Source organism: Sphingomonas sp. VDB2 (genome assembly GCF_047946695.1).
In the GTDB taxonomy this organism is placed as follows: Bacteria; Pseudomonadota; Alphaproteobacteria; order Sphingomonadales; family Sphingomonadaceae; genus Sphingobium; species Sphingobium bisphenolicum.
In genome coordinates this window covers 2,269,727-2,295,179 of record NZ_CP159615.1, presented here as the reverse complement: position 1 = coordinate 2,295,179, position 25,453 = coordinate 2,269,727, and the positions used below count along the sequence as shown (strand labels likewise).

Here is a 25,453-nt window from a genome sequence, read left to right as displayed (position 1 = left end):
CCCATGGCTGGCTATAGATTGCGCGACGGCTTGAGCTTCTGCAGGATCGGTGAACGATCGCTGTTCCTCGACCTCGTCGCAGACCGCTATTTTTGCCTCAGCGTGCCTCTCGACGGGGCGTTTTCCGCCCTTTGTAAGTCCGAGCCGGCAGATCCCGCGCTGGCGAGCACCCTGGTCCAGATGGGCATCATCATCGCCAGCCGCGACGCGCCATCACCAAGTCCCTGCGCGGCCCGATCCTGGATAGCGACGGGGAAATCCGACCTGCAAGCCCGCCCAACGATCGCCAGCATAGCCATGGCGCTCACCAGGCGGGCCTCATGGTCGCGGCGTGTCAGGCACCGTCCGCTCGCCGAGAATATCCAATATCTCGAACGCCAGAAGCACAAAGGCACAAGGAAAGGATCACCGGCGCCCGCCGCGATCGCCCGGATAGAAGGGGCCTATCGCCGCGCCGCGCTCATCGTCCCCACGCGCGATCGGTGCCTGGCGACGTCGATGGCCCTCATGTCCGCTCTCATGGCGCAAGGCGCGCGCGCCGACCTCGTCCTCGGCGTCAAGCTCGATCCGTTTCAAGCGCATTGCTGGGTCGAACTGGACGGTGCGGTCATTGGCGACGAGCCCGATCTCCTCCGGCCGTTCACGCCCATTCTGGTGGTGTGATGGAAGGCTATCTCATCATCGCGAGCACCGGCGGAGCGCATTCTCCGATCGCGCCATGGGTCCGATCGGCCATCGCCGATCGATCGGACCTCACGATCGTCCTCGATGAGATCGGCCTCATGATCGTGACGACGGCAGGCCTGCCGGTGGGTTGGCTGCAGGGCGGGCGCGGACTGGTCCTGGGATCGATTTTCCCGGCCGACAAGAGCGTGCCGGTGAACGTCGCGACCGAGGGCGCAGGCCCCCTGTCAGGGCAGATCGAACCCCATGCCTTCATGCGGGCCTATTGGGGCAATTATATCGCGATCCTGCGGAATGGGCCGACCGCACTGCAGATCATGCGGGCTCCGTTCGGGCAATTGCCCTGCCTCCATGCCAGCCATGGGGACATGCTGCTGGTCGCGTCCGGCCTCGCCCTGTTGGATGCCGCGGGCTGGCGGTCGGCCGGGTTCAACTGGGATGCGATCGCACATCGGCTCGCCTATCAGAACATGCCGTCGCCGACGACCTGCCTCGCGGGCGTGTCGGAAGTGCAAGGCGGCGTCTGTCTTGGGATCAACGATGGCTGGATCACCATCGCACAGGCCTGGTCGCCATGGGATCATGCCGGCCGACGGCATTGGGTCGGCAATCGCGAGCAGGGCATGGTCCTGCTGCGCCAGGCGGTGACGACGGCCATCCGTGCGCCGATCGCCACCGCCGATCGCATGCTGCTGATGCTGTCTGGCGGTCTCGATTCATCGGTGCTGGCTGCGGCGCTGGCCAGCCAGGGCGGTGCCTATAGCTGCTTCAATCTCTCCAGCCATGGCGGTGTCGGTGACGAGCGGCGCTATGCGCGTGCGGTGGCCCGCCATCTGAGCGCTCCCGTCATCGAGGCCGAATGGGATGTCGATCTTGTCGATATCACCCGCTCGCACGCGGCTGGACAACCAAATCCCGTGGCCCGCAGTTTCATGCAAGGCACCAACGCGCTGCTGGCCGATGCGATCGGCGAGGCTGGCGCTGATCTGGTGATCGATGGCGGTGGGGGCGACAATATATTCTGTGCGCTCCAGTCGGCAGCGCCCGTCACGGACGCACTCGTGCGCGGTCGCAGCCTGCGCGCAACATGGTCGACGGCACGATCGATCGCCGCGCTGGCACAGGTCGGTGCGCCGACCGTGTTGGCGCATGCGGCGAGACGGGCCTTTCGCCGTTCGCCTGCCTATCGCTGGCATCCCGACACCCAATATCTCGCCCCGGCGCTGCCCGGCGAACATGCCATGATGCCCGGACATCCCTGGCTGCTGGCACCAAAAGGCGCCGAAACAGGCACTGCCGCGCATATCGCGCTGATCGTGGCCGCGCAGGCCTGGGCCGAGGCCAGTGATCTGCCCGGTCTCGTGCGTCGTGCCTCTCCGCTTGCCTCGCAGCCCGTCGTGGAAGCCTGCCTTGGCATACCAAGCTGGTGGTGGTTCGACGACGGCCGCAATCGCGTGATCGCGCGTAAAGCCTATGCCGATCGACTGCCTGCCGACATCGTGCAGCGCCGATCGAAGGGGTCGCCTGACGGCTATATTGCCGCCTTATATGCCGCCAATCGCGCCACCATTCGTGCGATGCTGCTCGACGGTCGGCTGCGCGGCGCGGGCCTGCTCGATACGCCGCAGCTCGAGCGCGCCCTCGATGAAAGCGCGCTTGTGCGCGGGACCGACTATCACAGGATCATGCGTCTCGCCGATGTCGAGGCCTGGATCGCAAGCCGCACCTAGTCGTCCTGAGCCTTGCGATGCTGCTCACGAAGGGATCGCCATAGCGCATATTGGTCGGCCTTGCGCGGATCGGGATCGATCCTGTCCTTAAGCCAATAGTCGAACCAGTCGAGATTGCGGTCGTAGATGGCGAGCCGATGCGCAGGCTGCCATTTATTGTGATATTCGTCGGGAAAGACATATATGTCGACCGGCTTGCCCTGCTCCCGCAGCGCGGCATAGACGTCGATCGCCGTCAGATATTCGCGATCGGCCAATTGCATGAGCAGGGGCGTATCGATCGAGGCTGCATTCTGGATCAGCGACCCCGGCGCCCAGAACTGGCGGTCGTTAGCCGTGGCGGCGGGCCATCCCTGTTTGCGCATCGTGCGGGCGAAGGCTGGTCCGAAGGTCGCGTTGACCATCCAGGGTTCGAGGCAGCAGGTGCTCACGGCCGCGGCGGCAAAGCGTCGGCTGTTGATCAGCGCAAAGCCGACCGTGCTCGAACCATCGCTGAGGCCCGTGATACCGATGCGATCGGGATCGGCGACGCCCATGTCGATGACGCGTTGCATGCCGACCAGCACGGCGGAATGCAGGCTGCGGCGCTCGGCCCAGTTCGCCGCGTTGACGGCATTCAGCCTGTCCGCGTCGATGACCGTCGCATCCGCTTCCGCGACGAAGGGCGGGCGATGGAGGCTCAGCACGGCAAAGCCGCGCGCCGCGAAGACATGGATCGGATATTCATTGCCCGTCGCACCGCGCAGGAAGCCGCTGCTCCAATAGGTGGTGATGATGAGCGGCAGCTTCTTGCCCGGCTTATGGTCCGGCGGCAGGATCAGGTCGCCCCGCACCTCAAGGCCGCGATCGTTGCGCCAGTAGAGACGTTCGACATCGCCGAAACGGATCGCCGAAAATTCCGGATTGGGAACATAGAGGCTTTCGGTCCGCCCGGTCTGCGGGTCGATCCGAACGATGTGGCGCGGGACGGTCGCGCTTTCGCGCAGGCAGACGAGCTGTGCTTGCGCCACGACGCATCCGTCGATCACGCCGCTCGTCCGCAGGACGGCGCGCGGCTGTCCTGACCCAGGCTGCCAGCGATACAGAACCAGGTCGCCCAGATCCCAGCCTTCGCGCCGCATGAAGAGCAGCGGGCCGCCCTTGGGCATCCACCACAGACCGGTATATTTGCCGCGACAGGCACCGGCGGTGCAGGCGATCGGCTGGCCGGACGCCGTTATGGCCTGCAGCACGAGCGGGCTGAGCAGATTAGCTGTGCTGTGCTCCGTCGAGGCGCGACGCCCATCGTCGGCGTCCGCGGCGGGCAGTGGCGCGGGGTCGTTCAGGGGGTCGGGTGGCAGCAGCGTGCGATCATCGCCGGCGGCCGGTCGTACGGCAAGGCTGGCAATATCGACGGCATAGGCGGACAAGGGCGTCGTGACGACCGGCAGCGGCACGCTGCTCATCGCCGGCACGAAGCGGTCGCCATAAGGATAGCCCGTCAACGCCAGGGCGGCGTCTGCGGCGCGTTCGGCCACCTGTCCGGTCCGGCTCGGAAACAAGACGGCGCTGCCGTCGGTCCGCCAGACGAACTGTTCGACATCGACCGGGGAATGCGAGAGCTGGCGCGCCATGCCGCCCTCCGCCCGTGCCATCCAGAGCTGGGTGACGCCGCGATCCCGGCGCAGATAGGCGATCCATCGGCCGTCCGGCGACCATGCCGGCGTCACCGTCGCGACATAGCCGGTCGGCGTGATCAGCCCGCGCACATTGCCCGACGCGAGGATCATCTCCCCGCCCTGGTCGATGAGGTGCGGGCGGCTGCCGGAGCGCAGGTCCATCACCGCCAGCCCGACGCAATAGGCATTTGCCACGGGATCGGCCCGGCTGATGACGAAGGCGACGCGTGCCTGGTCCGGGGAGATGGCAAGCGGGCTCGTGCCCCCCAGCAGTGCGCCGTCGGGACGACCGATATCGCGCAGGCGCGCGAGATCGGCCGGTGCGATCGACCGTTGCAGTCCTGCCGGTGGCAACGCGCGCGGCAGCAGATCGGCGCAATGCGCCCAAGCCTGGGCCGGCAGGAGGAGCGTCATCGCCAGGGCCCAGCGCAGGCCGATCCTCAAGAGCGTCTCCCTCACCATTTCTTGACGAACTCGAAAGCCACGAAGCGACCCACGGGCGAATAGTTGGTCGAGTCATAGGGCGTATCGTAGAACAGGCTGGTCGCGATTACCGCAGGGGCCTCGTTGGTCAGATTCTGGACCGAAAGCCCCAGTTCGACGCCATCCAGCAGGCCGCGCCCGCCGTCGATCCGGTAGCGAAGGCTGATATCGGCCGTGGTCATGCCATGGACCCGTCCCGCAGAAGCTGTTCGCTGGTCATCGACGCCGCCGATATGGCTGATCGTCAGCGCCAGGCCGAGACCGCCCTTGTCCCAACTCGCGGTCCCCCGCCCGCGCCAGTGCGGCGGATTGAACAGGGTGCCCGCCAGTTGGCGGACCGGCTGGGTCGCTAAGATCTGTTGCTTGCTGTCGAGATAGGTCGCGCTGGCCGACAGGCTCAATCGTCCGTCTGCCAGCGTCGTCTGGTAGCGGCCCTGCACGTCGATCCCGCGGATGCTTTGCCGGCCGGCATTGACGTTGCTGTTGTCGATCACCGCCACGACCCTCGTCGGATCATAGGCCGACGGCGTCGCGTTGATAAACTCGTTGGCACCGGCCACCAGCGCGGCCAGTTGGGCTGGCGTGGGCGAAAGCGTGACCTGTCCGCCGTTGGCCGGATCACCCAGCGCCTGCGACGCGATCGGTATCGGGGTCACGATCCGGTTGACATAGCGCGTCGAGAAATAGCTGAATTCCAGCGAAGCGCCCGGCCAGGCGGGCGGATGCAGTGCGAGAGTGGTGGACCAGCTGCGCGCGCGCTCGGGCTTCAAATCGCTGTTGCCACCCGTCAGGTACAGCGCCGTCGCACCCGTCGGATAGCCAGTGCCGCCGAACGTCGTGACCGGATAGAGCAGCGCCTGCTGGATCGAATGGAGTTGGATGAAGCTCGGCGCGCGGAACGACCGTCCCCAGCTCGCCTTGACATCGACGAAGTCGGCAGGTGCATAGGTCAGGCCCAGCTTGGGCGTGACGATCTCACCGATCTGCCGATAGCGTTCGTAGCGCAACGCCCCACTCAGGTTGAGCCGGTGGACGAGCGGAATGTCGAGGTCGGGACCGATGACGGGAAGGTTGATCTCGGCGAACGCATAGCGGCTGTCCTGCGATGGCCGGGCGTTGTTGATATTGCCCGCGCCACGGAATATCTCGAAATCATTGGCCCGGATACCGGCGCCGATCGCAAGCTTCGCCTCGCCGCCCGGCAGCAGGAACAGCGGGCCGTCGCCGGCGACTTCGCCCGTGACCGTCTGGTTGTCGTAGCGGCCGAAGGCCGTGCTCGCGAACTGGTCGTTCCTGAACGTGTCACCCTGAAAATAGGTGCGACCCTTGCCGAAGGTGCCGGACAGGCTGAGCTGCCACGGTCCGAGCGACAGACGCGCGGCGCTAGCCAGGGCCAGCGTGTAGGAATCGAACGTCTGTCGCGTTCGGCTGATCGCAAGATCGCCTGCCGCATTGAGCGGATAGGTGAACACGCCGGTGCGTTCATTGTACAGCCCATCGGCTTCGATCGTGAGATTGCCGGTTATATCCTGATGCGCGCTGGCAACGATCGCATGGCGTCGGCTCGCGGGGAGAATGGTGACGTTGGGTCTCACGCGGGCATAGGCGCGCTGGTTCGTCATGAGATCGCTGTTGCGGTTATATTCGTAGGTGATGAATCCACCGCCGCCCTGCCATCGGCTGCCCGCCAGAACCGAATAGCGTTGCTCGAACCCGCCGCCGTCGGTAGCGCCCCCAATGCGCGCGCGGGTCTGCAATCCGTCATGATCACGCTTGAGAATGACGTTGACGACGCCGCCGACCGCATCCGAGCCATAAATGGCCGAAGCGCCGTCTGCGACGATCTCGATCCTATCGACCGCAGCCAGCGGGATGGCGGAAATGTCCACGCCCTGTCGCGCCGAATCATAAGGCACGCGTCGCCCGTTGAGGATCGTGAGCGTCGCGTCACTGCCAAGGCCACGCAGGTTGACCGAGGATCCGCCACCGACATTGCCGCCCGTGCTGGACGGTACGTTGAAGCCGACGCCTGGATTTTGTCCGCCACCGAAACTTTGCGGCAAGCTGCGGGCCACGTCGCCGAGATCGGCCAGTCCGGTGTCCCGGATGGTCTGCTCGCTCAGGATCGTCACGGGTGACGCGATCGGCGCGCCGCGAATCCGGCTGCCGGTGACGACGATGGCTGCTGCGTCGCCATTGCCCTGCCGGTCACCCGTCGCGCGCAACGGACGGACGACGAAGCTTTCGTCCACGCGGTCGAAGGTCAGCCCCGAACCGTCGAGAAGCCGGCGCAGCGCGTCCTCGATGCTATAGGCGCCCTGGAGCGACGGCGCCTGCCTGTCCCCGATCAGCGTCGCATCCGCGAGGACGGTCCTGTGGGACAGCAGCGCCAGCGCCTGAAGCGAACGGCCGAGCGGCTGCGCGGGAAGGTCGACGCCGATTCGCTGGGCTGGTTGCGCCTGGGCCGTTGCGGCGCTGGCGAGCAAGGCTACCCCAGCAAGGCGATGAAGCCCGTTCTTCCCAAATATATGCATTGTCTTCGGTCTCCCCTGAACCGCCGAAGGGGCGGGTTGGGCGAGAGACGATGAGGGCGCAAAACACCCGCCAACTATTTTAGGGGAGGGTGGAAGTTCGTGCGTGTCTCGATTGCAGCAGGAGAATATCCGGATGCGATTTATCGACGGTCAGGTCGAACATGGCCGCGACCGCACGGGCGAATTGCTGCGAATCCCGCGCCTGGAAGGCACCCGTGACGGCAAGGCTGGCAAGATGCGGGTCGGCCAGTCGCACTTGCGTTCGATTGTAGCGGTTGATGGCGGCCACCGCATTGCCCAGCGGCGTGTCTTCAAGCGCCAACATGCCCGATACCCATCGTGCGTCGGCCATCGACAGCGGGCGCGGCGCGGCAGCCTGGCCCAGCGCGGCCTGCTCGCCGCCAACGAGCCGCTGCGGGCTGCCCTTGCCATCATGAGCGGTGCTGAGAAGCTCGACCTCTCCTTCGATCAAGGCCACCAGGGGCTGCGGACCGACGACGCTGACGTCGAAGAGCGTGTGTCGCGCGACGATCTCGCCGCCTGACACCGCAACGGTGAAGGGCCGATCGTCCTTCGCCACCGAAAAACGCGCGCGCCCCTGCTTAAGGTCGAGCCGCCGGGACGCACGGCTGAAACGAACGTGCACCACGGTCGACGTATCGAGCGTGAGGTTCGACCCGTCCGCGAGACGCACGCTTCGAATTTCACCGACGGCTGTCTGGTAGGTCGCCGCCTCGGCCGGAGCGACAAAACCGAAGGGTCCTGCGTGCCGGACAATCCCAACAGTGCCTAATCCCAGGAGGGCAGCAAGGCTCAGGCTGACGGCACCAACATGCGTGCTTCGTCGCATCAGGAACGGTGCGCGGACGAGCTTGCGGGTTCGACCGACGGCACTGTCGGCAAGCTGCGCGCTGTCGCGCCAATCGCGGGCCACCTGTCCATAGGCGATGCGGTGTCGAGGATCGGCTTCCAGCCAGGCAGCAAAGGCCTGTTCCACCGCAGCATCGGCACCGGCCTGCCGACGCACCAGCCACGCGCCAGCCGCGTCATGCACGGCGGGTGGAATCGAGGCCCGTTCAGGATCAGTCATCGTGGCGCAGATGTCGCCCGAGTTGCTTGATCGCCCGGCTCATTTGTTTCTCGACACCCCTTATGCTCAGCCCGGTCTGCTCGGCTATCTCTGCATAACTATAGCCGTCGAGACGACATGCGAGAAAAATCTGTCGCCGTAGAGGCTTGAGCCGAAGGACGGCCTGCTCGATCCGCGCGAGCCGGTCACGGGCCTCCAGGGCGGCGACCGGGTCGGCATCGGGCAAAGCCACGTCCTCGATCGAAACATGCAGGTGCGCGCTATTGCGTCCGGCCGTCCTGGCGTCGTCGCGGACGAGATTGCGCGCCGCCTGGCGCAAATAGGTCGCGGGAGATAGGATCGCAGCCGTCTGGTCCGCCGTCTTCCCGGCCATGCGGGCGAAGACCTGCTGGACGATATCTTCGGCACGGTCGTCGGATGCGCGCCGCGACAGAAATCGAAGCAACCCTGGCCGTTCCGCGCGGTAGAGATCGCCGAGCACGTCCTTCGGCGCTTCCACCCGGTCATGGCCAGGCGGAAGCGGATCGCGTTCATCAAGAGGCAGGCGCGCAGCGCCTAAAGCGGTCGACATCTCGACCGAAATCCCTTTGGGATGCTCGCTTCACGCACCATCGACAACGCCTCCATGCGACTGGCGAGGCATTGCCGACAAAAGCCGGGTGTAGAGAACATGCTTGAGACATGCGCCGACGCCTTTGGCCGCAAGCGGCTTGGACATGCGCGTCGGCCACCCGGCCGCGTCGATGGCGGGTCAAATCGTCTTCCCAAGCGAGGTTCTCAAGCCTCGGCGCCGCCTTCGCAGCGCGCGACCAGACTAACATTCTGATTCACAGAAGCAATACCGCAGAGGAGATTGCAGTTGGGCTTGCCTATCGACGTGAAAGGGCGAACGTCACCTTCGCCCTTCTTCATGGCCCTTTGCCGTGACGATGGTCATGATCATGCGGCAAGGCCTTCGGTCGACCAACGTACAATTCATCGTCGATCTCGTGCGCATCATGGAGGCCCCAATTGGACAACTGTCGCACAGGCCGCGACACAGCGAGGTAGGAAGATTGAGAGCATTTCGAGCCGCGAGGCCTTGGATTTGCGCAAGACGCCGCCCAAGCGTGCCGTACCGGCGCACGTGGAGTTTGATGTGGTGCAGGGCGCGCTCCATCCCGGCTCGATCGGGCCGATCTGGCACGCCATGATCCGCAAGGCTTTTGAGCGCGGCGCGCTGATGGATTTGACGATCGACGATATAGTACGCCTCCTCAAGGGGATCAGCGCGCATTCGACGCGGGTGGGCCTCACTCAGGATATGTTCGTCAGTGGCGAGGATCTCGCCGGCATTATGGACGCAGGACGCTGGAAGAGTCCCAGAATGCCGCTGAGTTACAATCGTAACCTTGCGGCAGAGCAGGGCGCGGCTGGTCGGCTTATGCGTAAACTCGGCTAAGCCCGCACCTAGTTGGCCGAAAAGCTGACCTACGACCCCGGCGATCCATGCTCGGTCCACCAAGTGGTGAGCGCATCCATGGTGGGGCGCAGCGCATAGGCTTTCGCGGTCATCGCATAGTCAACGCGAGGCGGCACTTCAGCGAACACGGTGCGTGTGACCAGTCCATCGGCTTCCAGCTCCCGCAGCTGCGCCGTAAGCATATGCTGCGTGATACCTGGGATGGCTTTGCGTAACTCGCCGAAGCGATGGACGCGCTGATGCAGCAGCCACATGATCTCCAGCTTCCACTTGCCCGAAAGCATAGCGAAGGCGCGCCGCATCTCGTTCTGCATGGTGAAGTCGTTTGCGGTCATTAGTATGTCGTTTCCTACTTAAGTACTGAAATCCATCCTACTTGCACAAATTCATTGTGCATTACAATTTATACCAAGACCGCTGGTCGGGGGGGGTAATGAAATCCCCTGACGGCCTGTTGCGAACTCGAATGTGGTCAGGCGAACAGTGCCGTCACCAGGAAAGAACATGGTCCAAACCTACGCCTATTGGATCAGCACCGTGATGCTGTCGGTGCTGTATCTGTCATCCGCCGGACTCTATCTCGCCAGGCGTGATTATGTGCGGGAAGTGCTTCGGGGGCTTGGCTACCACGCCGCCTATCTCGTCCCGGTCATGGCCGCGATCAAGATCCTCGCGGTGCTGACCATCCTTTCGCGCCTCAACGTCGCACTGAGCGATCTGGCCTATGCCGGCATCCTCTATCACCTGCTGTTGTCGGGCATTGCGCATCTCGGCGTGCGCAAGCCGGGCAGTGCGATACCCGCGGTCGTGGGCCTCATTCTGCTCATCGCGTCGTTCGCCACCCAAAATACAGCGCGCGAAATGCCGTCGCCCTACGCGCCGGCTGCCTCCTCCCTCACCATCATGACAAGGAACTGACCATGGGTCGTCTCGAAGGAAAAATTGCTATCATTACAGGCGCGAGCCGCGGCATCGGTCGCGCCACCGCCAAACTCTTCGCGGCGGAAGGCGCGAAAGTCGCTGTCCTGTCCCGCACAGCAGAGGGGAATGATGCGGTCGCCGCCGCGATCGAGGCAGCGGGCGGCATTGCGCTTGGCATACAATGTGATGTAGCCAATGCCGGTCAGATCACCGCTGCGGTCGCCGCCGTCGTCGAAGCGTTCGGCGGGGTGGACATCCTCGTCAACAATGCGTTCGATCCTGCGGCCGTCATGTCTTCGGTGGCCGAGCTTTCGGTCGAGCAGTTGCAGCGCAATTTCGATACCGGCCCGATCGCCAGCCTCCGGATGATGCAGGCCTGTTATCCGCATTTGAAGGCGAGTGCCGCAGGCCGCGTGATCAACTTCGGCTCGCCCGCCGCGCTGACGGGCATGGCACCCTATGCGCCTTACAACATGGCAAAGGAAGCGACGCGGGCACTGACCCGTACCGCAGCGCGCGAATGGGGCGCGGACGGTATCACCGTCAACAATGTCCAGCCCGTGGCCGAGACATGGGGCGATGTCGATGTGCCCCCGCCCGCCAACGCGCTTGCTCGTTATGGATCACCTGAAGCGGATATTGCCCCGGTCGTCCTGTTCCTTGCCAGTGAGGATGCGCGATACCTGACTGGCTACACGCTCACACCCGACGGCGGCATGGTCATCGACGGCGCACGATGAAAGAGCCGTGCGGGCGCGCGGGTATGTTGACCCCGCGCCCGCACCTTGGCGTCAGCGCAGGCCGCCGCTTGCAAAGAGTTCCTCTCCCGTCACGAAGCGCGCATCGTCGGAAGAAAGGAAAGCGACCACGCGGCTAATGTCATCGGGCGTGCCAGCGCGGCCAAGCGGCGTTTGCGACACAATGCCCGCCTCCATCGCGGAACCCGCGATTCCAGCAGCTTTCGTGCCTTCGGTCACGACAAAGCCCGGACTGACGACGTTGACGCGAATGCCGCGCGGTGCGAGTTCCTTCATCAACACGCCCGATATGGCGTTCACCGCAGCCTTGGTGGCGGTGTAGAGCGCGGTGCCCGGCGTCCGCAATGTCGTGATCGAAGACGAGATGTTGACGATGCTGCCGCCATCCTGAAGATGCTTGATCGCCGCCTGCGTCGTCAGCAAAGTGCCGAGCACGTTGACGTCGAACAGCCGCCGATATTGTGCCTCGGTAAACAACTCGACCGGCGCGACATCCCAGACGCCCGAATTGTTGACCAGAATGTCGAGCCGCCCGAATTCGGCTACGGCTGCTTCTATCAGGCCCTGCGCCTCGGCTGCGATCGAGACGTCGCCCTGGATTGCGATAGCTTTTCCACCTGCCGCGACAATCGCTGCAACGACCGTATTCGCGCCTTCTTTACTCGACGCATAGTTGACGACGACAGAGGCGCCGTCCGTCGCCAGCGCCTTGGCGATCCCGGCACCAATGCCTTTGGATGCGCCGGTTACGACGGCCACTTTACCTGCTAATTTCGTCATTTCTGCTGTCCTTGTGTCTAAGCGAGGATGGCCACGGCTCGGTAGCCGCAGTTCCATAGTTCCGAATATAGGAACTATGGAACTGCGCGTCAATGTCTGCTAGGGGAGAGAGGATGAGACCATTTTTCCACCCCGCGATCGAAGACGTAGAACCCCAGGCGATCCTGCACGCCCTGTCGGACCCCAACCGGGCCGCCATCCTGGCGAAGATTCTGACGACCGGCGTCGTCGAAGCCTGTTCGAATGTCGCGGCGCTGGGCGATCGAGTTATTCCGAAGTCGTCGTTATCCAACCATTTCAAAGTGCTGCGGGAGGCCGGACTGATCCGTAGCGAGCGCCATGGTATCGAGATGCGCAATCACGCGCGCTTCGCCGAGGTGAATGCACGATTTCCCGGCCTGATCGGCGCGATCATCAACGCTTATGCAGGCGTCGATTCCAAGGGGACGGTGTCGACCGACTAGCATGGGAAGGCTGACCCATGTTGTCGCAGCGGCTTTTGTATAGCGGCACTGCATTTGCCATCGGCTTGGCGTCAAGCAGCTCAAGCGCGGCGAAACCGGCGTATTCGTGAAATTCCTTGGTTGCTACTACGGAAGATGTGGAGAGATGATCCCTGCGGTTGCGCTGACCAGCGGGATGGGGGGCTCATGGCGCAGAAGGCACTCGTCGAAACCTGTGATAGGCTGGGGCAGGCAGGACGTTTTCGAATGGGCTGGCATTTCCAGTAGCCTTGGTCGTTTGTCGAATGCCTAGGGCCCGAATTTAGTGCTGAATGCACGCGGTTGATGGATCATTCAGCAATTCATCAACCCATTAGATCTCTGTCTTACCGCCCGAAAGCGAACCATTGTAAATCACTGCAACCGTATCGTGGAAAAGGGTGTCAAAATCCTCCTCGTCAGATAGCAGGCCACGCATTTGTAAGCTTACAAGGCCGTGCATGGCTGCCCAAAGCTGTCTTGTTATTTGAATCACGTTGTCTGAAGGGCAGGATGGTCGCATCGCGGCGACCGCCTCTCGAAGGATTCGAAAAGTCTGCCCAGCTTGTGCCCGACTTTCCGGGGGTGCCTGCCAGGATCGCCCTAGATCCCCGTACATTACGTTGTAAAATCCAGGTTCGGCCAAGGCATAGTCCCGATAAGCATCGCATATCGACCGCAGCCTTGTCTCGGCATCTTGAGCAGACGAAGCCATTTCCATTGCCGCCTGCAATCCCGCATAGCTGCGCAGATATAGGGCATCGAACAAACCATCTTTGCCGCCGAACGTGGTGTAGATAACCTTTGTGGATGCGCCGACGTCTTGCGCGACACGGCGCAACGTCAGGGCTGCGGGACCGTCATTACGCAGAATCGACGCCGCAGCTACCAAAACCGTCTCGCGGACGTGCAGGCGGAAGGCGTCGCGATCTCTCCCAATGTCGATGCGCCGGCCCGGCTGTGCGAATTTTGTCATGGTCGCGTCATTGCACAATCACACCAGACTTGATAATTCCAATCTTTAGAAACATCGTTACCTAGTAACTCATTGTTGCCGAATTGTTCTGGAGCTTTAGAATGTCCTTCCGCGCACCCCTCGTCGAGCAGCTATTTGTTCTCGAAACGATTGGCAATATTGAGGGCATCGCGAGTCTGCCAGCCTTCACCGCTGCCACTCCGGAACTGATTGAAGCCGTACTCGATGAGTCCGCGAAGCTGGCTGAACAGGTGTTTGCACCCCTCAACAAAATAGGGGACATTGAGGGTTCTGTGTGGCGCAATGGGGAAGTGTCGCTGCCCGACGGCTATGCTTCGGCCTTTCGCCAATATGTTGCCGGAGGCTGGGGTTCGCTAGGCTCAGATCCGCGATGGGGCGGTCAGGGCTTGCCTTTCGTCCTGGCTTTGGCCGTGCAGGAACAACTGACTGCGGCGAACATGGCCTTCGCGCTAAACATGATGCTGACCCTTGGCGCGATTGAGGCGCTTCAGTCGCATGCCTCTGACGATCTGAACGCCCTTTATCTGACGAAGCTGGTGTCGGGCGAGTGGACGGGCACGATGAACCTGACTGAGCCGCAAGCTGGATCTGACGTCGGCGCTCTTAGGACCCGCGCTGAACCTGCTGCCGACGGTAGCTGGCGAATCAAGGGCAGCAAGATCTTCATCACCTGGGGCGAACATGATCTGGCTGAAAACATTGTCCATCTCGTGCTGGCTCGCACCCCGGGTTCTCCGGCCGGAACCAAGGGGATCTCGCTGTTCCTTGTTCCCAAATTTCTGGAGGACGGCGTGCGCAACGACTTGCGGTGTGTTTCCATCGAACACAAGCTTGGCATCCATGCGTCTCCGACCTGCACGATGAGTTTCGGGGATGCGGACGGCTGCGTCGGCTATATGGTTGGCGCCGAGAATGGCGGTATGCGTGCGATGTTCACGATGATGAATCACGCGCGGATCAATGTGGGATTGCAAGGGGTCGGTATCGCCGAGCGCGCCTATCAGGCGGCTCTCGGCTACGCCCGCGAGCGTGTTCAGGGTTTGCGCATCATCGACTATCCCGATGTCCGCCGGATGATCCTGACGATGCGCGCTACGACCGAGGCCATTCGGGCGCTGGCCTATTTCAATGCCGCAGCCGTCGATCGCGGGCATTCCGGCGACGCCCAAGCACAGATGCTGGCCGATCTTCTGACGCCTGTCACCAAGGCCTATGCGACCGACATGGGCGTCGAGGTAGCGAGCCTGGGCATACAGGTCTTTGGAGGTATGGGCTTTATCGAGGAGACTGGCGCTGCGCAGCATTTCCGAGATGCCCGGATAGCACCGATATACGAAGGGACCAATGGCATCCAGGCGATGGATCTGGTTGGGCGCAAACTGCGCCAGGGCCGCTGGGAGGCGCTATTCGCCGAGATAGCAACCGAGATAGACCTTGCCGGGGCGACACCCGAAACGGCCGCACTGCAAGCGCCGCTGGAGGCGGCGCTGTCCGCGCTTACGCATGCAACCAAATGGATGCTTGATCAGAGCGACGCGCAGGATGTGACGGCGGGAGCATCGCCCTATCTGCGGATGTTTGGCATCCTGATGGGCGGGTATCTCCTGGCCCGGCAGGCTCGTATCGCCTGCGAGCGGATTGCCGGCGGCACCGCCGACGATCTTCCGTTTCTGCGCACCAAGATAGCGACGGCCAGCTTCTTCATCACGCAGATCCTGCCGCAAGCGGGCGCGCTGCTCAGCGCGGCAACGGCGGGCGCCGCTCCGCTGTACGCCATTAGCGAAGACCAGTTCGCGGCCTGAATCCGTCCTTTCCAGCAAGTGAGTGCAACACCATGACACAGCCGATCTTCCTTGTTTCCGGCGTCCGTACCGCCATCGGCGACTTTGGCGGCGCATTGAAGGGCGTCTCGCCTGCGGAACTTGGTCGCCAAGTTGTCGCCGAAGCCGTCCGGCGCTCAGGTCTTGTTCCTGCCGACGTCCAGCATGTCGTGATAGGTCAGGTGATACCATCCGAGCCGAAGGATGCTTATCTGGCCCGCGTGATCGCTGTGAACGCCGGGATTCCGACCTCGACACCCGCACTCACTCTCAATCGCCTATGCGGATCCTCGGTAGAGGCGATCATCACAGCGGCACGGGGGATCGCACTGGGCGAATATGACGTCGCCATCGCCGGCGGCGCGGAAAGCATGAGTCGGTCCCCACATATTTTAACCAGTGGCCGCTGGGGCCAGCGTATGGGCGACGGCCGCCTGATCGACGCCATGGTAGAGTCGCTGACTGATCCCTTCGGGGGGTTCCATATGGGCGTAACCGCTGAAAATGTTGCGGAACGCTACGGGGTCTCCCGCGAGCAGCAAGACGCGATGGCCGCGCAAAGTCATCGGCGCGCCAGTGTTGCTATCGCCGAAGGACGTTTCTCTGAGCAAATCCTGCCGGTCGAAGTCAAGAGTGGGAAGGGCACCGTCACGTTCGCAACGGATGAGCATGTCAGGATCGAGACTACTGCGGACTCGCTTGCTGGACTTAAGCCAGCGTTCCGAAAGGACGGCTCGGTTACCGCCGGAAATTCCTCGGGTATCAACGACGGTGCCGCTGCCGTCCTGCTCGCCTCGGAGACGATGATCAGCGCGCGAAATTTGACCCCGATGGCCAAGATCCTTGGCTGGGGTCATGCAGGTGTGGATCCAGACATCATGGGGATCGGGCCGGTCCAGGCAGTGCCGATCGCTCTTGAGCGCGCGGGCCTGACACTCGACCAAATCGACGTGATCGAATCCAACGAGGCATTCGCTGCGCAGGCTTGTGCCGTAGCCAATGAACTTGGCTATGATCCGGCTAAGGTTAATCCCAACGGTTCCGGCATTGCACTGGGCCATCCGGTCGGTGCGACGGGTGCGATCATCACGGTAAAGGCGATGTACGAGTTACAGCGTACCGGAGGGCGCTACGCGCTCGTCACCATGTGCATCGGCGGGGGGCAGGGCATAGCGCTGGTGCTGGAACGGGCCTGATCGGCCATCACATGATTTCAGGGAGCAAGAGGTGACTATGCAAACCATTGGCGTAATTGGCGGCGGATTGATGGGCAGCGGCATCGCGCACGTCGCGGCGGTAGCAGGCTACGACGTGATCCTCTCAGAAGTGGCGATGGACCGCGCGGAGAGAGGCAAGGCATCGATCGCAAATAATTTGGCGCGGCAGGTTGCCAAGGGCATACTCACAGACGCGGAGATGGTTTCTTCGCTCGATCGCATCTTCTTGACCGTTGATACCGACCGGTTCGCGGATGCAGCGCTCGTGATCGAAGCGGCGACCGAGAATGAGGCGCTGAAGACGAAAATGTTTGCCGATCTCTGTCCGAAATTGGCTCAGGACAGCGTCCTTGCTACCAACACGTCGTCTATCTCGATCACCAGATTGGCAGCTATGACAGATCGGCCGGATCGCTTCATCGGCTTGCACTTCTTCAATCCGGTGCCGATGATGGGGCTGGTTGAGGTGATCCGTGGGCTGGCGACCGGAGATGCGACTATGCAGATCGCAAGTGAATTCGTCGCTGCGATTGGCAAGACGATGATCGAGGCTCAGGACTCACCCTCGTTCCTCGTAAACCGGATATTGTGTCCGCTTTTGAACGAAGCGATTTTCGCTCTAGGCGAAGGCATCGGGTCTGTGCGCGACATCGACCAGGGCATGAAACTCGGTGCAAATCACCCGATGGGGCCGCTCACGCTAGCGGATTTTGTCGGCCTGGATACGCTCCTCGCCATCATGCGCGTTATGCAGGAGGGCTTTGGCGACCCCAAATACCGCCCTGCGCCATTGCTGGTGAAATATGTAGAAGCAGGTTGGTATGGCCGGAAAAGCGGGCGCGGCTTCTATGATTACACGTCTGGCGAGCCGGTACCGACGCGATGATATTACAGGATGCTCATCATAAGTAATATCCGCGAGCGCGGATGCTAGCGGAGCCTTTCGCGTCGCATATTCCGTAGAATAAAAACCTTCCAACGCAGAGTCGGGGTAGCGATGGTGTGACGTAGATGGAGGGCAACGAATACAGAATGATCGCTGACGTCAAAGTTCCTGCATAATCAAGCCGAAAAGGACGGTGATGTGCTTATTCGAGCAGGACGTTCCGTAACTCGGTACGCATCGTAGCATCAACGCCTAATGCGTGCGTGAGATATGCATCGACACCTCCGAACGCGGTCTCAAGTTCGCTGAAAAGCGCCTCGAGATACCCGGCATCGGCAATCAAAAGCGCTTCTCGGACAGCATCTGGTAAGCGACTGAACCGGCCCTTGGACCCAATAAGGGAAGATAAGTCGGCATCGTTGGTCAAGAGATAGTCGGCGAAGATCATGTCGCGGGAAGCGCCAAGGGCATGAAGGATCAAGGCCGCTGCAACCCCGGTGCGATCCTTGCCTGCGGCGCAATTAAAAAGGAGCGGCACATGCCCCCCGGCAAGTCGGCTAAACATATGCCTGTAACTGCCGACGTGCTTATGTGGCAGGTCGCGGTATAGCCGTAACATGGCTGTACGCATCGCGTCCGCCGTTGCCGCATTGCTTCTCACCACGCCATCTAACTCACCGCTAAGCACGTCCTGGGCCGATGACCAATAGTCGGTGCCGGTGCCGAGGTGCCATGCGGTGGGTTGAGCCGCGCATTCAGACTGGCGGCGAAAGTCAACGATGCTTCGAATCCCAAGCGCAGCCATGTGCGCTGCCCCTGCTGGACTCAGGTTCGCCATTTGCCCGGAGCGGTAAATAACGCCGGTCTTAACGCGGCGACCCTCAGCTGCAACATATCCCCCCATGTCGCGGAGGTTCAGTCCGCCTTCGACAGGAAGAATGCGCGAGAAGCGGGCAATTTCGGAGATGGTCACGATCGCTCGATCACTATCGCAAAAACCCTGTCCGCGGCTTTAGCCGACTCAACGCGGGCGAAACGATTATCTTGCGCGCAGGCGGGATGAGCAGATGTTTGCGACATGCATTATATGCGATTGTGACGCTTGCCGGGTTAATTGCGGTCAAGATCATGATGGTTTCAAACATAGGAAGCATATCACAAAGGATCAAAGGAAGCATTGGTATCAGCTCATTCGATCGGCGATAAGACTTTCGACCACCGCCGGATCCGCCAACGTCGAGGTGTCACCGAGCGACGAGACGTCCCCTTCTGCGATCTTACGCAGGATGCGGCGCATGATCTTGCCCGATCGCGTTTTAGGCAGGCCGGGTGTGAACTGGATCGCATCGGGCGTCGCGATCGGGCCAATCTCTGTGCGGACCCAGTCGCGCAATTCCCTACGCAACGGTTCGCTCGAATCTTCGCCAGCGTTCAGCGTGACATAGGCGTAGATGCCCTGCCCTTTGATGGCATGCGGAAAGCCGACCACCGCAGCTTCCGCGACTTTTGCATGGAGGACGAGCGCGGATTCGACCTCGGCAGTGCCCATGCGGTGGCCAGAGACGTTGATGACGTCATCGACCCGGCCAGTGATCCAGTAATAGCCGTCCTCATCACGGCGGCAGCCGTCGCCGGTGAAATATGTACCGGGATAGGTCGCGAAATAGGTCTGAAAGAAGCGGTCATGATCGCCCCAAACAGTGCGCATCTGCCCCGGCCAGCTCCGCGTGATAACGAGGTTGCCCTCGGTCGCACCCTCCAGCACCTTGCCATCAGCATCGATCAACTGCGGCGCGACGCCGAAAAATGGCTTCGTCGCCGATCCCGGCTTGAGCGCGGTGGCGCCCGGCAAGGGAGAGATCATGCCGCCGCCGGTCTCGGTCTGCCACCACATGTCTATGATCGGGCAGCGGCTTTCGCCGACGACCTCATGATACCAGCGCCATGCCTCCGGATTGATAGGCTCGCCAACCGAGCCGAGCAGCTTGAGCGACCTGCGCGAGGTTGTTGCGACATAATCGTCGCCTTCCTTCATCAGCGCGCGCAACGCGGTGGGCGCGGTAAAGAGAGTGGTGACCTGATGGCGATCGACCACCTGCCAGATGCGGCTCGCGTCGGGCCAGGTCGGCACACCTTCGAACATCAGCGTGGTCGCCGCATTGGCGAGCGGGCCATAGACGATATAGGTGTGGCCGGTGACCCAGCCGACATCGGCGGCGCACCAGAACACCTCTTCGGGCTGGTAATTAAAACAAACGTCATGGGTCAGGCTTGCCCAGAGCAAATAGCCACCCGACGTGTGTAGCACCCCCTTGGGCTTGCCGGTCGACCCCGATGTGTAGAGGATGAACAGCGAGTCCTCGGCATTCATCGGCTCGGGATCGCAGGTTGCGGGAACCTCAACTGCTGCTTCATGATACCAAATGTCGCGGCCTGGCTGCATCGTCACGTCGTCGCCGGTCGCCTGGACCACGATCACCGACGTGAGACTGAGGCACTGCTTAGCCGCCTCATCGACATTGGCTTTGAGCGGCACCAGCTTGCCGCCGCGGCGGCCGTAATCGGCGGTAATTACAAGCCTGGAATCGCAATCAGTGATCCGACCGGCAAGCGCATCGGGGGAGAAGCCCCCGAACACCACCGAATGGATCGCGCCGATGCGCGCGCAGGCGAGCAGCGCGAACGCCGCCTCGGGTATCATGGGCAGGTAGATGGTGACGCGATCGCCCTTCTGCACGCCCTGCTTCTTCAGAACATTGGCGAGGCGGCACACCTCGTCATGTAGTTGCTGATAAGTATAATGGCGCGGCTCTTCGCTCGGGATATCGGGTTCCCAGATGATTGCGACGCGATCGGCGTGTAGCCTGAGATGGCGATCGATGCAGTTGACCGAAACGTTGAGAAGGCCATCGGCGAACCACTTTACGCCGAAGTCAGCGGCGTGAAACGAGCTTTCACTCGCTCTGGTCGGGGGTACTATCCAGTCGAGCCGCGCCGCCTCTTCCAACCAAAACTTGTCCGCGTCGTTCAAAGAGCGATCGTAGGATGCCGCATATTGTTCGGCATTCGTGCGCGTGTGCATGGCCCAGTCCGGTGGCACTGGATATATATCGGTCATTCACGGCTCCGATCAACGATGTCCCAACGCCTTGTTTACTCGGCGACGAGCTTATTTCAGTCTGCCCGTCGGGCTATCGGCGACAGTGAAGATAGCCTTATCCCCCAAGGGGTCTCGGTCGCTAAATAGCGATCGCTGCCAAGGCGGAGAGCGTGCTGAGATAATGTTCTCAGAGTACCTCGAAAAGCCCGGCCGCGCCCATTCCGCCACCAACGCACATCGTGACGACGACATATTTTGCACCGCGCCTGCGTCCTTCGATCAGGGCATGGCCAGTCATGCGCGCTCCGGACATGCCGTAAGGATGGCCGATCGAAATTGCTCCACCATTGACGTTGAGTATCTCGTCAGGAATGCCGAGCACATCCTGGCAATAGAGCACCTGGACCGCAAACGCCTCGTTCAACTCCCACAGGCCAATGTCGGCCATGCTCAGGCCGAAACGAGACAACAGTTTAGGTATGGCGAAGACAGGACCGATCCCCATTTCGTCGGGTTCAGTGCCCGCGACCGCCATGCCGACATAGCGGCCAAGCGGCATCAGCCCGCGGGCTGCGGCAAGGTCGCTGGTCATGATGACACAAGCCGACGCGCCATCGGAAAATTGCGATGCGTTCCCTGCGGTAATCACGCCGCCCTCGACGACTGGCTTCAGACTGGCCAGGCCTTCCGCCGTCGTTTCCGGCCGATTGCCCTCGTCGCGCGTGAGCGTCACCTCCCTGTGCGAGGTCACGCCGGTGGCCTTGTCGGCGACCGCCATCGTCGCTGTCACGGATATGATCTCGTCATCGAACGCGCCCGCCGCCTGCGCTGCGGCGGTGCGTTGTTGTGACTGGAGCGCGTAGGCATCCTGCCGGTCTCGGGAAATGCCGTAGCGGCTTGCCACCATCTCCGCAGTCTGGAGCATCGGCATATAGATGTCGGGCATCATGGCGAGCAGTTCGGGGTCGGTGTCGGAACGCAGCGCCGGGGTCTGCACCATCGAGATCGATTCGACCCCTCCTGCCACAACAGCGTCCATCCGATCCACGATGACCTGCTTGGCCGCCGTCGCGATCGTCATCAGGCCCGATGAACATTGCCGATCCATTGTCATACCCGATACCGATACGGGCAGGCCCGCGCGCAGTGCTGCCGTCCTACCGATCGTCTGCTGCACGCCTTGCGGCAGCGAGCAACCCAGGATGACATCGTCTACTTCGTCGGGACTGAGGCCCGACCGTGCGACTGCGGCGCGGATCGCGTGCGCTGCCAGTGTTGGGGAGGGGGTGGCGTTGAATGCGCCACGATAGGCACGACCGATCGGTGTCCGGGCCGTGGAAACGATGACGGCATCACGCATGGGGAGGTCTTTCTTTCAGGAAATGGTCGCGAATTGTCGGATGCAGCGCCGACCGCTATCGCGCCAGCAGGCCGCCATCGATAACAAGTTCCGTTCCCGTCACGAAACGGGCTTCATCCGAGGCCAAATAGACGCAGCCCCAGGCAATGTCTTCTGGCACGCCGCCACGTCCCCCCGGTTGAAGGGCATTGAACATCGACTGCGCGGCGCCGGTGTCAGGGGCGTTGTTGACGATGTTCTGAACCATGGGGGTGTCGATATAGCCTGGATGAACAGAGTTCGACCGAATACCGTGTCCGACATAGTCGATCGCGGTTGCTTTAGAAAAATTGCGAACTGCGCCCTTCGAGGCGGCATAGGCGGCGAAATGAGGTCCGCCGACAATTCCGAAAGCTGACGAGATATTGATGATCGATCCGCCGCCAGCTTTGATCATGTGGGGGATCGCGTACTTCGTGAACAGGAATACGCCGCGCGCATTGATGGCGAAGGTCCTGTCCCAATGGTCAGCGGTAATATCCGCCGCCGCGCCCTGTCCCGGTACGCCGGCGCACGCAACAGTTGTGTCCAGCCGACCCCATGTCGCGACGGCGTCGTCGATGGCAGCAACGACGTCCGCTTCGACGGAAACGTCGCAATGCCTGAACTTTGCCGCCTCGGGATTCGAAACGAGCAGATCCGCCAGCGCAGTATCGAGCGGTTCCTGCAGATCAGCGACGATCACGCGCGCGCCCTCTGCCACGAACAGTCGAGCCGTCGCCGCGCCGATCCCCGATGCGCCGCCGGAAATAACGGCAACCTTGCCTTTCAGCCTGTCGGTCATACTCGATACTCCTATGATCTCATGGTCATGATGTTGAACTGGCCGGAAGCATGATCCAATCTGCCGGATCGGATCATGCTTCATGGCGGCCGCATCTCGCCAGGCAGCAGAGACGCGGCCTGTGGACGAAAAAAACTTAGTAGCGGAAGGCGACGCTCACGCCGTACGTGGCAGGCTTGCCGGCGTAGCGACCGATCGTATCGAACGCGGCGACGACGTTGTTCCAATAATATTCGTTGAACACATTCTTGCCCCAGATCGTAACGCGCCAGCGGTCGTCGGGTGCCGCAATGCCTGCACGCAGATCGACCAGCGTGTAATCGGCGACCCCGAAGATCCTCTTCGACTGTGGCGCAGCCGCAGGAGGGTTGATCTCCCCACCGATGGTCGCGACCGTGTTCGAGCGGAAGTTCACGCTTGTGCCGATAAATCCATTCAGACTGCTCGTAAGCGGGAAATCATAATCGATATTACTGCCGATCTGGAACTTAGGCGTGTAGGGGACGCTCGCGCCGGCAAAATTCGCGGCTACGCCCGCAGCATTGATGCCACTGAAGCGTTTGATACTCGCATCCAGATAGGTAAATGTGTTGTTGACGACCAGACCAGGTGTCGGCCTAATACTCATTTCAAGCTCGAAACCCTTCACTTCCGACTTGGGAATATTCTGAAGTACGTCAAGAATGCCAAAGTTAGGATCGACAAATTTTGAACGCAGCTGCTTGTCGGTATAATCATAGTAAAAAACAGACGCGTTCAACTGAAGCGTGCGTTCCAGCAGCGTCGCTTTGATGCCGCCCTCATAAGACTGAACGGATTCTTGGGTTACGGGCAGATACTGGCTGAACAAGGAGGCCGAAAGCACTGGGAAACCACCTGTCTTGTAGCCCTTCGCCACGTTTGCATAGATCAGCACGTCGGGACTGGCCTTCCAGTCGACGCCAACGCGCCAGGAGAAATTGTCCTGCTTGAGCGAACTCACATAAGCGCCGGGGGATCCGGGATTTACGCCCCCGACCGCCATTGGCAGATTGTTGATCTGATAGCATTGGCCGTTATAGGGACCGAACGCGCCACCAAGCAGAACGTCGAAGAACAACGGACCCGTGTTGCGCGGATCGCCCGACGGGTCGTAGTTGCAGGCGTTGGCATCAGTCCGTGATTTTGTGTATCGACCGCCGAGTTTGATCGTCAGCTTGCCGATGTCATATTCGGCGTTGGCGAAACCGGCATAATTCCGCATTTTCTGATCGTTGTAATAGGACAACGAAGAAAAGGGATATCCGAAAGTGCCGTAAAGGCCACGCACGGATACATCCGGAAAGGTCAGGTCCTGGACCTGAAACACCTTGCTGCGCTCATAATTGCCGCCGACGACCCAACGAAAGCTCGAATTGCTGGCGTTGGAGATGCGAAGTTCCTGGTTGAAACTCTTGATGCGACCGTCATCACGGGGCAGATCGAGCGTGCGGATGGGCAAACCATCGCCCTCGTTGCCCTGACGCTGCTTGTAATCGACGTAGGAGGTCAACGACGTAACGGTAATGTCGTCTGTCAGATCAAGTTCGGACCGAAGCGATATCTGACCCATCCGGTTGTCGCGCCGGGGCACGCCTGGGGTCCAGTCCGCCGCACGCGGCTTCTCTGGTGAAAATTGCGAGTTTACGAGTGCGGGCGTGACGAAGGCAGGCGCCTGATACTGATAGGCGATATATTGCGGCGCCTGGGTTTCGCCCTCGTCCTTCCACCCGTTGACGTTGAGGCCGAAGCGAAGGCGGTCGGTCGGTTGAAAGTCGATCAGCAACCGACCCATATAATTGCGGACCTTGCCATTGCGGTCGCCGGGGCGTGAATTGCTCACCTGCCAGCCGTCGGCGCGTTCGACGCGACCCGCGAGGCGGGCTTTCAATGTCGAAGAGATCGGGCCGCTGATAAAGGCGTCGGCGACAACTTCGTTGAAACGACCATATGAAACATTGGCGCCTGCATGCAATTCGCTAGTGGGCTTCGCTGCGATGTAGTTGATCGCGCCGCCCGTCGCATTCTGTCCAAAAAGCGTACCCTGCGGTCCCTTTAGCACCTCGACCCGTTCAAGATCGTACGCCGAGTGCGAAGAGAGAACAGGGAAGGGCAGAGGCGCTTCGTCGACATAGGTGCTGACGGTGGGATAGGCGCCCAGCGATGTCTCATAGAAGCCGACGCCGCGCAGGGTGTAAACGGGTGTGCCGTTTGCGCTGTTGGTGAACGACAGGCTTGGAGTGGCATTGGCTAGATCGGCAAGCGAGTTGATCTGCTGCCGCTGTAGTGCGTTCCCGGAGAGCACCGCAACGGTGATGCCAACATCATTAAGACGCTGCTCGCGCTTGTTGGCTGTGACGACGATATCGGCGACCGCGGCACCTGCAGGAGGAGCAGCGGTCTGAGCATATGCCTGATTGGCAATGACCATAGTAGTGATGCTGGCGCCCAATAGCGCGTGCTTAACAAGGCTCATTCAACCTCTCCCTAGTTTATATTTGATATTGTTGCTTGGACCTCATGAAGAGAAAATATGCCATGTGCCTGGTGAGAATACCGATGCACCGGACCCGGAATCATGCTGCGCCGAAATGATTTTAACCCGATAGAATTACGGCTCTGCTTATGAGTTTGTTTTGCAGGATTGCCG

20 protein-coding genes and 1 pseudogene are annotated in these 25,453 nt (G+C 61.5%); 9 read left to right on the top strand and 12 right to left on the bottom strand.

What is annotated here, in order from left to right:
* Positions 1–18 precede the first annotated feature (18 nt).
* Both ABT375_RS11370 and ABT375_RS11365 read left to right on the top strand, forming a co-directional pair.
* On the top strand, positions 19–663 hold the full coding sequence (locus ABT375_RS11370; protein ID WP_416462484.1) for a lasso peptide biosynthesis B2 protein: 645 nt from the start codon (positions 19–21) through the stop codon (positions 661–663).
* A complete protein-coding gene (locus tag ABT375_RS11365) occupies positions 663–2,414 on the top strand; it encodes an asparagine synthase-related protein (RefSeq protein WP_416462483.1) in 1,752 nt (583 codons plus the stop codon). Before ABT375_RS11370 ends, ABT375_RS11365 begins: the two co-directional genes overlap by 1 nt.
* Here the strand turns inward: ABT375_RS11365 and ABT375_RS11360 are convergent.
* The 4 genes from ABT375_RS11360 to ABT375_RS11345 form a co-directional block, all read right to left on the bottom strand.
* The gene (locus ABT375_RS11360) at positions 2,411–4,516 is read right to left on the bottom strand and encodes an Atxe2 family lasso peptide isopeptidase (protein ID WP_416462482.1); all 2,106 of its coding nucleotides are present in this window, start codon (positions 4,514–4,516) and stop codon (positions 2,411–2,413) included. The two genes, ABT375_RS11365 and ABT375_RS11360, sit on opposite strands and share 4 nt — an antisense overlap.
* Positions 4,517–4,527: 11 nt before the next feature.
* Positions 4,528–7,041: a TonB-dependent receptor domain-containing protein gene (locus tag ABT375_RS11355; protein WP_416462481.1), complete on the bottom strand. Its 2,514-nt coding sequence runs from the start codon at positions 7,039–7,041 to the stop codon at positions 4,528–4,530.
* A gap of 127 nt (positions 7,042–7,168) precedes the next feature.
* Positions 7,169–8,179: a FecR family protein gene (locus ABT375_RS11350; RefSeq protein ID WP_416462480.1), complete on the bottom strand. Its 1,011-nt coding sequence runs from the start codon at positions 8,177–8,179 to the stop codon at positions 7,169–7,171.
* Positions 8,172–8,660 (bottom strand): RNA polymerase sigma factor, encoded by a 489-nt coding sequence (locus ABT375_RS11345; RefSeq protein WP_416462479.1) that lies wholly within the window; start codon positions 8,658–8,660, stop codon positions 8,172–8,174. Before ABT375_RS11345 ends, ABT375_RS11350 begins: the two co-directional genes overlap by 8 nt.
* Positions 8,661–9,212: 552 nt before the next feature.
* Here ABT375_RS11345 and ABT375_RS11340 point away from each other — a divergent pair.
* A pseudogene (locus tag ABT375_RS11340) lies at positions 9,213–9,620 on the top strand (integrase); the annotation flags it as partial.
* A gap of 29 nt (positions 9,621–9,649) precedes the next feature.
* Here the strand turns inward: ABT375_RS11340 and ABT375_RS11335 are convergent.
* Positions 9,650–9,976 carry a winged helix-turn-helix transcriptional regulator gene (locus ABT375_RS11335; RefSeq protein WP_416462478.1) on the bottom strand — a complete coding sequence of 109 codons (327 nt, stop codon included), beginning with the start codon at positions 9,974–9,976 and terminating at the stop codon, positions 9,650–9,652.
* Positions 9,977–10,145: 169 nt separating this feature from the next.
* Between ABT375_RS11335 and ABT375_RS11330 the strand changes: the two genes are divergently transcribed.
* Positions 10,146–10,559: a DoxX family protein gene (locus ABT375_RS11330; protein ID WP_416462477.1), complete on the top strand. Its 414-nt coding sequence runs from the start codon at positions 10,146–10,148 to the stop codon at positions 10,557–10,559.
* A 2-nt stretch (positions 10,560–10,561) separates the two neighbouring features.
* The gene (locus ABT375_RS11325; RefSeq protein ID WP_416462476.1) at positions 10,562–11,302 is read left to right on the top strand and encodes an SDR family NAD(P)-dependent oxidoreductase; all 741 of its coding nucleotides are present in this window, start codon (positions 10,562–10,564) and stop codon (positions 11,300–11,302) included.
* A gap of 51 nt (positions 11,303–11,353) precedes the next feature.
* Here the strand turns inward: ABT375_RS11325 and ABT375_RS11320 are convergent, their stop codons facing one another.
* Positions 11,354–12,157 carry a glucose 1-dehydrogenase gene (locus ABT375_RS11320; RefSeq protein ID WP_416462475.1) on the bottom strand — a complete coding sequence of 268 codons (804 nt, stop codon included), beginning with the start codon at positions 12,155–12,157 and terminating at the stop codon, positions 11,354–11,356.
* A gap of 56 nt (positions 12,158–12,213) precedes the next feature.
* On the opposite strand from ABT375_RS11320, the gene ABT375_RS11315 reads away from it, so the two are divergent.
* Positions 12,214–12,564, top strand: a complete 351-nt coding sequence (locus ABT375_RS11315; protein WP_416462474.1) for an ArsR/SmtB family transcription factor — start codon at positions 12,214–12,216, stop codon at positions 12,562–12,564.
* A 352-nt stretch (positions 12,565–12,916) separates the two neighbouring features.
* Here the strand turns inward: ABT375_RS11315 and ABT375_RS11310 are convergent, their stop codons facing one another.
* Positions 12,917–13,558: a TetR-like C-terminal domain-containing protein gene (locus ABT375_RS11310; RefSeq protein WP_416462473.1), complete on the bottom strand. Its 642-nt coding sequence runs from the start codon at positions 13,556–13,558 to the stop codon at positions 12,917–12,919.
* A 101-nt stretch (positions 13,559–13,659) separates the two neighbouring features.
* On the opposite strand from ABT375_RS11310, the gene ABT375_RS11305 reads away from it, so the two are divergent.
* The 3 genes from ABT375_RS11305 to ABT375_RS11295 are packed head-to-tail and all read left to right on the top strand — an operon-like array spanning position 13,660 to position 17,502.
* Positions 13,660–15,381, top strand: a complete 1,722-nt coding sequence (locus ABT375_RS11305) for an acyl-CoA dehydrogenase (RefSeq protein ID WP_416462472.1) — start codon at positions 13,660–13,662, stop codon at positions 15,379–15,381.
* Positions 15,382–15,413: 32 nt separating this feature from the next.
* Positions 15,414–16,595: a beta-ketothiolase BktB gene (gene bktB / locus ABT375_RS11300; RefSeq protein WP_416462471.1), complete on the top strand. Its 1,182-nt coding sequence runs from the start codon at positions 15,414–15,416 to the stop codon at positions 16,593–16,595.
* A gap of 37 nt (positions 16,596–16,632) precedes the next feature.
* A complete protein-coding gene (locus ABT375_RS11295) occupies positions 16,633–17,502 on the top strand; it encodes a 3-hydroxybutyryl-CoA dehydrogenase (RefSeq protein ID WP_416464887.1) in 870 nt (289 codons plus the stop codon).
* A gap of 202 nt (positions 17,503–17,704) precedes the next feature.
* On the opposite strand, the gene ABT375_RS11290 is transcribed toward ABT375_RS11295, so the two are convergent.
* From ABT375_RS11290 to ABT375_RS11270, 5 genes are all read right to left on the bottom strand, one after another.
* Positions 17,705–18,475, bottom strand: a complete 771-nt coding sequence (locus ABT375_RS11290; RefSeq protein ID WP_416462470.1) for a tyrosine-protein phosphatase — start codon at positions 18,473–18,475, stop codon at positions 17,705–17,707.
* A gap of 210 nt (positions 18,476–18,685) precedes the next feature.
* Positions 18,686–20,620, bottom strand: coding sequence for an acetate--CoA ligase (gene acs, locus ABT375_RS11285; RefSeq protein ID WP_416462469.1), 1,935 nt, complete (start codon positions 20,618–20,620; stop codon positions 18,686–18,688).
* A gap of 169 nt (positions 20,621–20,789) precedes the next feature.
* Positions 20,790–21,962: an acetyl-CoA C-acyltransferase gene (locus ABT375_RS11280; protein WP_416462468.1), complete on the bottom strand. Its 1,173-nt coding sequence runs from the start codon at positions 21,960–21,962 to the stop codon at positions 20,790–20,792.
* Positions 21,963–22,017: 55 nt separating this feature from the next.
* On the bottom strand, positions 22,018–22,785 hold the full coding sequence (locus ABT375_RS11275) for an SDR family NAD(P)-dependent oxidoreductase (protein WP_416462467.1): 768 nt from the start codon (positions 22,783–22,785) through the stop codon (positions 22,018–22,020).
* Positions 22,786–22,921: 136 nt separating this feature from the next.
* The gene (locus ABT375_RS11270; protein WP_313231211.1) at positions 22,922–25,279 is read right to left on the bottom strand and encodes a TonB-dependent receptor; all 2,358 of its coding nucleotides are present in this window, start codon (positions 25,277–25,279) and stop codon (positions 22,922–22,924) included.
* Positions 25,280–25,453: the final 174 nt, after the last annotated feature.